This is a genomic window from Paenibacillus sp. FSL L8-0340 (assembly GCF_038593145.1).
Taxonomy (GTDB): Bacteria; Bacillota; Bacilli; order Paenibacillales; family Paenibacillaceae; genus Paenibacillus_AQ.
On the sequence record NZ_CP151967.1, the window covers coordinates 3,420,125 to 3,432,346 of the forward strand.

At 45.2% G+C, this 12,222-nt stretch carries 15 protein-coding genes and 1 pseudogene; 15 read left to right on the forward strand and 1 reads right to left on the reverse strand.

Annotated elements, in window-relative coordinates; all coding sequences use genetic code 11:
- Window positions 1-35: 35 nt before the first annotated feature.
- From NST07_RS15395 to NST07_RS15410, 4 genes are all read left to right on the forward strand, one after another.
- Complete coding sequence (locus NST07_RS15395) at window positions 36-1,004, forward strand: ROK family protein (RefSeq protein WP_341378457.1); 969 nt, start codon at window positions 36-38, stop codon at window positions 1,002-1,004.
- A 72-nt stretch (window positions 1,005-1,076) separates the two neighbouring features.
- On the forward strand, window positions 1,077-1,229 hold the full coding sequence (locus tag NST07_RS15400) for a hypothetical protein (protein ID WP_341092848.1): 153 nt from the start codon (window positions 1,077-1,079) through the stop codon (window positions 1,227-1,229).
- A gap of 49 nt (window positions 1,230-1,278) precedes the next feature.
- On the forward strand, window positions 1,279-1,791 hold the full coding sequence (locus NST07_RS15405) for a GNAT family N-acetyltransferase (protein ID WP_341092849.1): 513 nt from the start codon (window positions 1,279-1,281) through the stop codon (window positions 1,789-1,791).
- A gap of 71 nt (window positions 1,792-1,862) precedes the next feature.
- A complete protein-coding gene (locus NST07_RS15410) occupies window positions 1,863-2,399 on the forward strand; it encodes a hypothetical protein (protein ID WP_341092850.1) in 537 nt (178 codons plus the stop codon).
- Between the two features lie 135 nt (window positions 2,400-2,534).
- On the opposite strand, the gene NST07_RS15415 is transcribed toward NST07_RS15410, so the two are convergent.
- Window positions 2,535-2,975, reverse strand: coding sequence for a DUF4395 domain-containing protein (locus NST07_RS15415; RefSeq protein WP_341092851.1), 441 nt, complete (start codon window positions 2,973-2,975; stop codon window positions 2,535-2,537).
- 390 nt (window positions 2,976-3,365) lie between these two features.
- Between NST07_RS15415 and NST07_RS15420 the strand changes: the two genes are divergently transcribed.
- The 11 genes and pseudogenes from NST07_RS15420 to NST07_RS15470 all read left to right on the forward strand — a co-directional run bounded on the left by NST07_RS15420 (window position 3,366) and on the right by NST07_RS15470 (window position 12,205).
- On the forward strand, window positions 3,366-4,025 hold the full coding sequence (locus NST07_RS15420) for a response regulator transcription factor (protein ID WP_342481840.1): 660 nt from the start codon (window positions 3,366-3,368) through the stop codon (window positions 4,023-4,025).
- Window positions 4,026-4,027: 2 nt separating this feature from the next.
- The gene (locus NST07_RS15425; protein WP_342481841.1) at window positions 4,028-5,398 is read left to right on the forward strand and encodes a HAMP domain-containing sensor histidine kinase; all 1,371 of its coding nucleotides are present in this window, start codon (window positions 4,028-4,030) and stop codon (window positions 5,396-5,398) included.
- A gap of 60 nt (window positions 5,399-5,458) precedes the next feature.
- Window positions 5,459-6,541, forward strand: coding sequence for a hypothetical protein (locus tag NST07_RS15430; RefSeq protein ID WP_341092854.1), 1,083 nt, complete (start codon window positions 5,459-5,461; stop codon window positions 6,539-6,541).
- A gap of 573 nt (window positions 6,542-7,114) precedes the next feature.
- Window positions 7,115-7,927 (forward strand): aminoglycoside adenylyltransferase domain-containing protein, encoded by an 813-nt coding sequence (locus NST07_RS15435; RefSeq protein WP_341378461.1) that lies wholly within the window; start codon window positions 7,115-7,117, stop codon window positions 7,925-7,927.
- 257 nt (window positions 7,928-8,184) lie between these two features.
- The gene (locus tag NST07_RS15440) at window positions 8,185-8,640 is read left to right on the forward strand and encodes a GNAT family N-acetyltransferase (RefSeq protein WP_341378462.1); all 456 of its coding nucleotides are present in this window, start codon (window positions 8,185-8,187) and stop codon (window positions 8,638-8,640) included.
- A gap of 288 nt (window positions 8,641-8,928) precedes the next feature.
- Complete coding sequence (locus NST07_RS15445; RefSeq protein WP_341378463.1) at window positions 8,929-9,546, forward strand: RNA-guided endonuclease TnpB family protein; 618 nt, start codon at window positions 8,929-8,931, stop codon at window positions 9,544-9,546.
- Window positions 9,462-9,923, forward strand: a complete 462-nt coding sequence (locus NST07_RS15450; protein ID WP_342481952.1) for a transposase — start codon at window positions 9,462-9,464, stop codon at window positions 9,921-9,923. Before NST07_RS15445 ends, NST07_RS15450 begins: the two co-directional genes overlap by 85 nt.
- A gap of 149 nt (window positions 9,924-10,072) precedes the next feature.
- Window positions 10,073-10,729, forward strand: a complete 657-nt coding sequence (locus tag NST07_RS15455) for a phosphoribulokinase (RefSeq protein ID WP_341092857.1) — start codon at window positions 10,073-10,075, stop codon at window positions 10,727-10,729.
- Window positions 10,730-10,736: 7 nt separating this feature from the next.
- Window positions 10,737-11,105, forward strand: coding sequence for a hypothetical protein (locus tag NST07_RS15460; protein WP_342481842.1), 369 nt, complete (start codon window positions 10,737-10,739; stop codon window positions 11,103-11,105).
- A gap of 32 nt (window positions 11,106-11,137) precedes the next feature.
- Window positions 11,138-11,212, forward strand: a pseudogene (locus tag NST07_RS15465) (chemotaxis protein); the annotation flags it as partial.
- Between the two features lie 213 nt (window positions 11,213-11,425).
- Window positions 11,426-12,205: a CPBP family intramembrane glutamic endopeptidase gene (locus tag NST07_RS15470; protein WP_341092860.1), complete on the forward strand. Its 780-nt coding sequence runs from the start codon at window positions 11,426-11,428 to the stop codon at window positions 12,203-12,205.
- Window positions 12,206-12,222: the final 17 nt, after the last annotated feature.

The window sequence follows — 12,222 nt, forward strand, 5'->3', positions numbered from 1 at the left end:
TAAAAATGAAATTGGCGGAATTGAGGAGGTACTGGATGAAATCATATATCCTTGGGGTAGATTTGGGTGGAACGAATATCAAAGCAGGACTGTTTGATACCGATTTTACAGTAATCCGGGAATTGTCAACGGCTACTGAAGCCGCGAAAGGACCGGCATTTGTGCTCGAACGGATCCGAAATGCGGTTCATCTGCTGACGGAGGAGCATGGAGTTGCTTTGGAGCAGATCCAATGCATGGGAATGGGTGTCCCCGGTTTGCTTGATCCGGAAGAGGGACTGTCCATCTTCTCTCCCAATTTTACGGATTGGGAAAACATACATATTGTAAATGAAATGAAAAAGTTCTTCAGCTTTCCTGTATTTATCGATAACGATGTGCGAGCCAACCTGTACGGTGAATGGCAGTTTGGCGCAGGCAGAGGGTATAGAAATCAGGTGTTGCTTACGCTAGGAACGGGACTAGGTTCAGGAATCATCGCTCAGGACACGGTGCTTTACGGTACTACCTTCAGTGCCGGGGAAATCGGGCATATGAACATGTACAGGAACGGTCGCCCTTGCCGCTGCGGAAGCTCCGGCTGTCTTGGGAGGTACGTGTCCGCTGTAGGCATGGTCAACACTTTTAAGGAAAAGCTGGGTGAAGGCAGAACCAGCATCATTCAGACGTGGACAACCGGTAATAATGATGCCATAACCGCTCTGATGATCTCTGAGGCGTATGATCTTGAGGACAGCCTGGCTGTCGAGGTGATGCATGAGACAGGGGTTTTGCTTGGGTTTGGACTGGCCAATGTCATTAATCTGCTGAACCCGGACGTGGTCATTATCGGCGGGGGAATGGCGGCGGCAGGGGACAGGCTGCTGCGCAGCGCCCGGGAAACGGTAAATGCGCATGCACTGAAACTGGCGGGCGGCAAATGCAGGATTGTTCAGGCTCAGCTTGGCAGCAGGGCCGGAACGCTGGGGGCTGCATACTACGCGTATAAGAAGGTTCAGGAATGAAGCTTAAATCTATCACACTGGAGTATTGATAAAATCGAAAATGATATCGAACAGCCGCTTTCCGCTCCAGAAATGGACTATGTAATCCGATTTGAGGAGCCTGTTAAGTTTGCCCAAGCACTGCCGGAAAGTGAAGATCCAACGGAACAGCCCATCTCGTCTGTTTATACATCTATTCCCGATACTCATATCTATAAACAGATTAATGGACAGCAGAGTGAATAGCAAACACTGAAAAAAAGCAGCATTCTGCTTGAATGGAGGAAGACATGCCATGAGTTTACCTGTACAGATCCGTCCTATGACCCAAGAAGACATAGAGATGATCTATGAAGGTTTATTTGATCACGATATCAGTAAACCACTAGAGTATATCAAAAGCTGCTGGGAAGAAAACCGTAGTAAAGAAAGAGTGACGCTCCTGGTGTTTCTTGAGAGTAAGCTTGCAGGCTGGGGCCATGTGGTGCTTCACCCGCAGTACCCATACTTTAGAGAGCACGGAATCCCTGAAATCCAGAACTTTGACATTATCCCCCCGCTCCGCAAGCTGGGCATAGGAAGTCTGCTTATCGAGGCGCTGGAAAAAGAGGCATTTATGCAGTCGGACACGATAGGTATAGGCTTCGGGTTGTATGCTGACTATGGCACTGCACAAAGAATGTACATCAAGCGCGGCTTTGTCCCCGACGGCAGAGGGATAATGTATAACGATATGCCCGTAGTTCCAGGAAGCCAAATTTGTGTGGACGATGACCTGACGCTCTTTTTAATCAAAACCAAATCATAAAACATTTAATTCCGATCAAAATAGCGCATGCTATGCTATATAGAGCGGACAGAACAAGCAGGAGGGCGAAAATGAAACGAGAGATCCAGCATGTACCCTATGGCTATGAACCACCGGCCAGCGAACGCAAAGGAACGCTAGTTTTCTATGATTCCTTTGAGCATATAAGTGATCAGGAGCTGGCTGAGGCAGCCCGGACGGCTACGGAGCGCAAATTCACCAAGCTGGTGCTGTATCCGTTGCATGAAGAAACAGTAAGGCGGATGACGAAGGAGCCTGTACAGGCTTATTATAAGCGGGAAGACCGTTTGCATGAGTGGAGAAGAGAACAGGGACTTTCATTTATCACTGTGGAAACACTGGAGGGAAAACGGAAGAAATATACGCCGCTCGATTCTGCGCTCCGTCATATTAGCGACGTGTATCCTTCGCCGTATTTCCTGTATCTGACACCAGAGATGGCTAATTTGTTTGCTTCTTATTCCTCCTTTGAGGAGTGGATCGTGAAGCTTCGGCTTATTCTGAGCGAAACTCCATCTACTGTTCATCCAAGGCTTGAGAAATTTCGCCATCGCTGGGATGATGCGGGCGACGAAGAGAGGAAATAACCTGTGGCAGGAGTTGGCCAGCACATTCAATGCCAGTCTCAAGCAGCAGTGAAGACCCAGGTCTCATTGCTGCTTGTTTTGTTGTTGCCGGTAACAATGTCTGCTGCGGCTGCTGTCATTACACGCTATACAGCGTTATTGAGTGCTTCCCTGTTTGCGTCTGTAGTTGTACATTCTCCACTGGTAATGGATAAAGCAGCCAATGCAGAATCCAAGAATAGCGACAGTTGCTGCGACCGCTACCAATGCGGTGAAGCTATATGCGGCAATATTCCAGCCTGCCAGGAAGCTGATCAGACCAGCGGCAAGACAGAAGACGGCTATACTTTGATTAAATTGCTGCTGCTCCCAATCTTCGTGCACATAAGCAGAGCGTTCTTTCTTGAGGAAATTTACCCCAACCTTCATCACGGGATTGTATCCGAACAGTAAACCGGACAAGCCGGCGGCTAGGGGAATCGCAAGTATCCAATGTTGTCCTGTAAGCCAGGTTAATAGTACGGAGATCACGATAACTGCCTGGTTGGTTTTGACCAATGGTCTGGGGATTCCTTTGGATTTGATATCTTTGCCCATCTAAATCACACCTTTCGCATTGGAATTTATTAAATTATAGCGGATCCCTCTGCCACTAGCAATCAGAAAAGACTTTTTTAATCTCAAAATTTCCATCCTTTAGTTTTTTTTGTCTGCCAGTTACCTTCTGCAAAAAAAAGACTTAAACGTGACTTCCAGCGCCAAACCGAAAGAGTCATGAAGAATTCTGAAATCTGGTATGTTAAAGTGTAAATAGTTAACAACACAGGAAAGAAGGGTTGAATATGATCTATATTGTGCTGGTCGACTGAGGCTTTATCGATACGGATTGTAAAGAATTCGCGCTAAATTTGTAAGCTGATGCTAGCGGATGAAGTCTATGCGAACAGAAATTTTCGCTATTTTAGGAATCAGGAGGATATTCAGTGGATGGCCCATATACTAGTGGTTGAAGATGAACAGCCGATCAGCGATTTGATTACCATGAACCTTAAGCTGGTCGGACACACATATTCCAAAGTTTATACCGGTTCAGAGGTTTCAGGAATTCTAGAACAGGAGCGAACGGATCTTATTCTGCTTGATGTGATGCTTCCCGGTATGGACGGGTTTGAAGTGATGCAGCAGATTGCCCACTTGCGGATTCCGGTAATTCTGATTACGGCCAAAAATGCATTGGCAGACCGCATCAAAGGGTTCGAGTTAGGTGCGGATGATTATATTATTAAACCCTTTGAAATCCTTGAGCTGCTGGCCCGTATCAATGTCGTTCTGCGCAGGAATGAACAAACTGCCTCTGCTTTTATTTGCGATGAGGTGGAGGTCCGGTTTCCGGAACGTCAGGTCCGGGTAGACCAGTTGCCGGTGGATTTGACCACCCGGGAATTTGAGCTGCTCGAAGTATTGATCCGCAACCGGAATATAGCCCTCTCGAGGGAAAAACTGCTTGAATTGGCCTGGGGTTATGATTTTGCCGGCGACACCCGCACCGTGGATGTCCATATCCGTCAGCTGCGCAAAAAACTAGGCTGGGAAGAACGAATCAAAACCGTATTCAAGCTGGGCTACCGCCTGGAAGTTCAGGTCTAGCCATGCGGTTCTGGCATAAGATTCTCCTCTCCGTCCTCGTGCTCTTCATAGCAGCCCTCGATGTAAGTGTAATTATGGTGATGAAAAAAAGCTGGCAGCTGAACATGGCCAGCGAGACCAAGCGGGCGGCCAGCGAGCAGCTGCTGATTGCCAATAATATATACGAGAATCTTGATTCTATCCTGGCACGGGGCATCACCCTCACCCCTGTCTTGCTGCTCAGTGTGGCTGAGTCATATGGTGAACACTACCGTACACAAGGAATTGGCTTGGAGCTGCGGGAGAACGGACGGCTAATCTACCCGAATACGGGCAGAAAGGACGGTATGCAGGATGAACATACCATCCGGTTATCCATGCCGCTTCCTGCTCCTTACCAGCATTTGGAGCTTGCCTATAAGCGCGACATCAGCGGGCTGTATGCCCAGCAGCAGGAGCTGAACCGCTTCTTTGTAATGATTAACTGGATTGTAGGTCCGGTGCTGGCGCTGCTGCTCTATCTCCTTATCCGCCAACTGACCAAGCCGCTCAAGCAGCTGTCGGAGACGACCAAGACGATTGCCGAAGGTGATTATTCAAACCGTGTGGAGCTGCATAGCAGAGATGAATTCGGGGAACTGGCCTTCAATTTCAACCGGATGGCTTCGGTGGTGGAGCAGCGGATGACTGATCTCTCCGACATGGCCGAGGATAAACAGCGGATGGTCGATAATCTTGCCCATGAACTGCGTACACCGCTGACCAGTATGCAGGGATTCGCTGAATTTCTCACTTCGGCGAACATTGGCCAGGAAGAACAGATAAAGGCCGGCCGCTATATTTGGAGTGAAACGGTCAGGCTGAAGAACCTTGCCTTTAAGCTGCTTGATTTGTCAGTCCTCCGGCACCAGCCTCTGGTGCAGTCAGAGGTGGATGTTTCCGGACTGTTCGAGGCGGTAGTGCAGACGGAACAGCAAAAATTAACAGAGAACGGAATACTGTTACAGATTGACAGCTCCATCCCCACCGTGTGGGGAGATGCGGATCTGCTGGCATCCTTTCTGGTGAATTTGATCGAAAATGCCATGCATGCTTCAAAGCCAGGCTGCCAGATCCGCTTGCTAGCCTATAATCAGAACGGGGAAGCTGTGCTGGAAGTGCGTGACAGCGGAAGCGGGATGACGGCGGAACAGAGCAAGCGTGCCTTCGAGCCGTTCTATCGGGCAGACCCGGCACGTTCACGGACCTATGGCAATGCCGGTCTCGGGCTCTCCTTGTGCCGCCAAATTGCCGAGGCGCATCAAGCCAGAGTTGAGCTGCAGTCTGTTCTTGGTGAAGGGACAAGCATCCGCATCTTTTTACAACTCCATAACAACTGTCCTCCTACTCCATAACATCTTGGGATTAAGGTATAGACAGATTTAACATCTTTGATCCCAATGGAGGTAATACAATTGAGCAAGAACAAAGTGTCCGCTACGTTAGCTGTTATCCTATTCTCAGCAGCCGTGCTCGCAGTTAGTGCGACTCTCGTCCCAAGCTTTGTGAACTCCGCAGTCGTCGCCAAGAACAGTCCGGAAATTCAGGGTAGTGCCCAGCTGGCTTTAACCGGAAGCACCGTCCCTGTGCTGAAAGTGGAGGCACCGGCGCCGGTGTCCACTGTGAAAGAAGACCTGCTTAAGCAGATGACTGAGGCGCAAATCCAGCAGATCTATGACTTCATAGACAAGCCGGGCGATCCTCATACTTCAGGCCGGGAAATGACCGAATCAGAAGGGAAACGCAGACTGGTTCTGGATGACCAGTATGTGTATGATGGGCTCCGCCCCAAACAGCAGCTGCCGTTAAAGCCGGGGCAGGCAGAAATGTATCTGGATTTGGAGACCAATACATACACATACCCGGAGCGGAGTTTGACCGATGAAGAGCTGCTGCAGCTGATTGACTGGGCCTATCGGGTCAATTACATCTCGTCCAAACGAACTGTGACGGCGCCCCCCCTGCCGCAGGAATTCAGCAAGGCTGAAGCGCAGGCGCTGGCGGCTGAAAGTGTGCGCAAGCTGTTTGATGCCGATATTTCCAAGCTGCAAACGACAGTTATTCTAGATGAACTAAGACTGGACAAACATCCAACCTGGAGCGTTCATTGGTCTCCTTATAAGTGGCAAACCCTGCGAGGGCAAGGCAAGGAATTTTGGCAATATCACGTTATAATTGATGCGAAAACCGGGGTCGTGATGGATACGACAGCAATTAATGTGGCACTGAAAAGAACTCCCATCGACAAAGCCGCCGCCAGTGCCATTCAAAAGGATGCCAGCTGGATTCACAAAGCCACCCAGGTCGTTACGGACAAGCAGGGGGAAACCAGAACTATCGTCAAAGCATATCTGACTGATACCGAGGTTAACAACAAACGCGGGATGGTAGCAGTAAAACTGTTGTTGGAAGACGGAAGCAGCTATACAGCGGAATTCCGCTATCCGAATCAGGCCCTGCGCTGCCTTCTCTATGACGCTGCCGACAAGGCCGATTAAGCAGGAACCGTTTCAAAAAATCGATTACAAAGTTCCAAATAACGAGAAAACAAACTTTTCAGCCCTTTCGCTTCCCTGCAGGAAGCCGGAAGGGCATTATTCGTTCCGGGTGTCAGAAGAAAATCGAGTTTTATATAGAATTACACAAAAACCTGAAACCATTTCTAAACATATAGGATTAGCTACTGTTAAACTATAAGAGATGGCTGAAGTAGCAATAAAGGTATCTATGGGTATGACCGGTTGAGCTAGCCGCGAACGATAGTTCAGTGAACAACGAGCAGTGATGTAACCGATCGGCTCATTGATGATTTGATTAAAAGTCGGACTATAAAAGACGATGGGATATTGACCCAAACGAACCTGAGGTATTCATTCGGTGGCTTAGGAACACGTGGATAAATTGATTGTTGAACTAACGTAGAAATTATACCATCATAATTCCAAGAACAGGCTGCCGCGGATCCATACGGCAGCCTTTGCTAACTATAGAACAGAAGATAGGGTTCCAATATGGTGGTATTATAGTATTGGCAAAAACTAAAAATAGAAATTCAAAATGGAGCGATCTTAATGTTGATCCAATCTTTTGAAGACGAAACACTTGAGCGAACCTTGTCCATATTTGTCGATGATATCCGAGCCATTCTTAATAGAAAGTTGCGAAGCATTTACCTTTACGGTTCGGCCATTCACAATGATTTATCCCCGGGATACGGGGATTTGGATTTTCTCGTTGTAATTGGTGAGGACCTTAGCCAAAATGAAATCGAACTTTTAAACAAACAAAGATCCATTTACAGATCATCCCTTCTTAGAAGATCCGTCGATAGACAGGTCCCCAACCTCTACACCGATATGCTTGAGGGTGCCTTTCTTACGATTAGTATGCTGAGTGGGGAAAAGGGCAGCGGCTTGTGGTGGGGAACAAAGCGTGAATCCGTCTGGACGGAAAATCAATTAGACCTGTTCACCCTGTACACGATCAAGGAGCAGAGTATCTTGTTGTATGGTAAGTCCCATCTAGACAATGTGCCATCGTACTCGAAGGAAGAGTTCATTAGCTTTTTTAAAGAATATGCCAAGTGCATGCGGAAGTTTGGCAAGGGAAATAGCCTACATTCCGTTGACTGGCTCCTGTTAGCTTCCAAATTTATAGCTTGGTGGCAGGAAGGTGTCATCCTGTCTAAAAGCCAGGCAGCAGATTGGGGGCTATTACATCTTAGTGGCGGATGGAAAGAGAATTTGAAGCGATGTAAGAAGCTAAGGAAGGATCCATCCATGGTAACATGTCTAGAGTATTCCGAATGGCTGAGTAATTTGGAGCCAGCCATAATAGAAGCATCACATGATCTGGACAGAACTCTCGAAACAACTATTCACTAAAGTTAAAATCTTTATAGTCTATAAAAAGAAAGTTAATAATAACTTTTCCGTTAACAGGGAACGAAAGCTTACGCAGGTTAGTAGATTAAAACCTCCCTTTAGAAGCAAACATAGATGTAATAGCTTCTAAGGGGGGAGCGGAATAGTTGCTCATCTGACGGGGGCTACAGTGAAAGAAGCTGCAACGTTGGGGGGATTGTTGAATAAGGTATACCATTGTAATATAGTAATTTAACAGTGAGATATTGGAGGTCCTTATGGAATTCAAAACTGCAAATGTAAACCATCTTCCTGCAATTGTCCGTTTATTAGCAGATGATGAATTGGGGGCTACCCGTGAGCGTTTTGAACACCCACTGCCCAAAGCATACAGTGATGCTTTTGCAAAGATTGAACAGCAGATTGGTAACTCCATAATCGTTGCTTTGGATAACAACGAAGTTATTGGTTGTCTTCAGCTTACAATTATTCCGGGGATTGCAAGATTAGGAACGACACGCGGTCAAATTGAAGGTGTTCGTATTGACAGTGATTATCGTGGAACAGGAGTTGGAGAGTCCTTATTTCGTTATGCTATTAATGAGGCTAGAGCAATGGGTTGCGGGATAATTCAACTGACAACTGATAAAAAACGTAAAGATGCCCATCGGTTCTATGAACGACTTGGATTTGTTGCTAGCCATGAGGGTATGAAACTTTTACTAAGTAATTAGTCATTGAACTATCGGGAAACGATAACTCAAAAAGACAAGAGGGCATATAACACTTTGATGGAAAGGGAATCAGGAAATTTAACCATAATTGATGCATGGAACAATTGGTATTATAAAATATGGTTCACGGTGTGCATTTAAGCGCGCAGCGTCGCATGTTATAATAGTTTTATCTTCAAAAGCCGAAAAGACTCCGACCTCTAGGCGGAGATGAATCGGCGGTTTTCAACTATTCAGCGAACATATGTGCTATATTGTGAGAAAATACTACAAAAGGGGGTGTCGCACATGATCGTTCATCAAGCCTATAAATACCGCATCTACCCGAATACCGAGCAACAGCAACTCATTCGTCGAATGTTTGGCTGTTGCCGCTTTGTATTCAATCATTTCCTGGAAGAGTGGAACCAAACCTATGCCGAGACAGGCAAAGGCTTGTCCTATCAGACCTGTGCGACACAGCTCCCCGTCCTAAAAACACAATATGACTGGCTCAAAGAAGTCGATAGCATTGCTTTACAGTCTGCCGTTCGGCATGTGGCAGATAGCTTTGACCGCTTTTTCAAAAAGCAAAATCAAGCGCCTCGCTTCAAAAGCCGGAAGCATCCAGTACAAAGCTACACCACGAAATTCACGAACGGAAATATCGCCATTGAAGGCAACCGATTGAAGCTTCCTAAGCTCGGCTGGATGCGTTTCGCCAACTCCCGGAAGCTGGAGGGTCGCATACTGTCCGCTACGGTACGGCAAAACGCCAGCGATAAGTATTTTGTCAAGCAGATGCACATATCGGCATTGACTTGGGGCTTAAGGAATACGCTGTGTGCTCAAGCGGGGAGCATTTTGCCAACCCCAGGTTTTACCGTCAATACGAGAAAAAGCTTGCGCTGTGGCAGCGGCGTTTGACGAGACGCACACCAGGGGGCTCCAACTGGAAGAAAGCCAAGCAACACATTGCCCGTATTCACGAACACACTGCAAATTCCCGGAACGATTTTCTCCACAAGATGACAACGAAGCTGATCCGTGAGTGCCAAACGATCAGCATCGAACATCTGCGTGTGGCGAAAATGATTCAAAATCCCAAACTCTCCAAGTCCATCGCAGATGCGTCCTGGGGCGAATGGATGCGTCAGCTGACGTATAAAGCATCCTGGTATGGACGAACCCATCCACCCCTCCAAGCGTCAGCTAAGTGGTGGAGATTCAATTCGTCGCATTATGTCGCATTATTATATGTAATATATCGATCAGGGTGCATTAAAACTAGCTCGGAAAGTTAAAAAAAAGATGACCGCATAACCCAAAAAAGCGTAGTGTTGAAACCAACAACTCTGCGCTTTTTTTGTGCAAATTACCTACTTTTGTATGGAAACTGCTTTATAATTAAAAAATAATGAACATCAATTAATAGAATAAAATGGGGGTAAATATGGATCAGGTATTACATAAGATAGCCAATTTGATTAACGGTGAGGTTAAAAGAGTCATCATTGGGATTTCGGGTCATGGTGCATCTGGAAAGACAACGTTTGCCCATAATTTTTTAAAGCTTCTGGAACATGATGATGTGAATTATATTAATACTGACCCCTATATTATCAGCTCTCAGCTTAGGAAATACACTTTTATCGACTATGAATATAACAATGAACATCATCATGAAAAAATGACTGCTTGTCACCATGCTGCTCATAATATATTCGCTTTAGAGAGAGACATTCATATGTTAAGAGATGGTTTAGATTTTTATACGATAGGCACGAATTATACAAAGAGTACGTTAATATCTTCACACAACAAAATAAATATAGTGGAAGGCATGAGTGTAGCCTTTACAGACCCAAATTTGTATGACCTGAAAGTTTACTTATATACGGATGGAGAAACCGAGTTGATGAGAAGGAGTATACGTGATGTTTCTGAAAGAGGAACAGATATTAATTATTTAAGAAAATCTCATGAAGAGCGTAGAATTCAATATGATTTATTTATGCACCCGTATCATCAAAAATTTGATGTAGTTTTAAAAAATTCCAATCAAGAGTATATTCTTGAAAAAGGCTGTTTTAATTTAAAATGGAAATAAAGAGAGATTGGAAATTGAGATTATATGGAAAGTCGACATAAATAATGCATGCTACAAATGGGTGAAAAGAGGTACTGATAACAAGGAGGTCACTATGAAAAAACCATTATTTCGAGCACTAATTGTAGGACTAATATTTGTATTTGTTTATTATGCTATTCAATTTATTCAAGGGGTGTATCTTACAATGAACTCTGTTCCAGATATTGTAGATAAGTACAAATCGCTTGATTATCTACAACGTGAAATCGCATTTGGAAATGCATATAGTCCAATGTGGAGAATGATAGAAGTCACTGTTTTGATGCTACTTGGAATAGTTGTTTATTATATAGGGAAGTTATTGAGAAGGACTAGCCCTAAGAGGCGTAAGTAAGTACATTGCAACTAATAAGGGGTATAAACAGGATGAGCAAAGGTAGAATCGTATTTTTAAACGGTGTTACGAGTTCTGGGAAAACATCTATAGTAGATGCATTACAGTTAAAATCGCACAGTAAGCACATCATTTTAAGACCCTCTTTCCTTCGGGATTGAGGTTTTTTTTTGCTAATAACTGAACGACGAAAGCACCGTCCAATTGTGGGGAGAACTTCCTTCTTTCGGATGGTTTATGACGATCGTCACTTATCATATGACGGTCTTCTTAAATATATTTACTACGGGAAATAAATTAGTCAAGAAGGAGCGGGAAGGTTGAATAACGAAATAGAAATCAAGCAGTATAGTGTTGGAAAAATATTGGGTTTATGGGCTTTAGTCACGTTGCCAATGTTCTTTATTCGATTCGGACTGATGCCGTTTCTGGTGCCAATCGTCAGTTTTCATCCGCTTATTGTCTTTTGGATGCTTATGATTGTCGGCATGATCTGGCAGTTTGTACTATCTGTCATCATCTTGAAAAAAGAACTGGGCAGTTTAAGCTGGGAGAAGCTGAAAAAAAGACTGTGGCTGAATCATCCGGTTCATCCGAAAAAATTTAAAGTTTACAAAGTCGCTTATACATTTACGCTTCCAATCATCCTATACGCTTTTTTCTTTGAAAACTCAGGTATGTTCCAGTTTGTAGGAGAAGCGCTCAACCGGATTTTCCCGTTTATGGCTCCTCAGGAGTATACAAAGATACAAAATCTGATGGCTCCTGAATTTGTCGGTGCCTGGTATCTGCTCGGTATTGCGCTTGTCAGTTGTTTGTTTAATTATTTACTGGGAGAAGAGTTGTTCTTCCGTGGCATTCTGCTGCCGCAGATGAAGGGAGCCTTTGGAAGATGGGATTGGGCCATGAACGGCGTTTTGTTCGCTTTTTACCACCTGCATAAAATAACAGATATCCCTATGATTCTCATCGGATCGATTTTTTTCGGCTTTTTAAATGTCAGATATCGCAGCTTTTGGCCATCCGTCATTATTCATGGGGTGGAAGCCATACCAGTGCTTGTAGGCGTTATTGCGGCCATTCTAGGAATCATGCTGTGAAGTGAGCGATTTCTAAA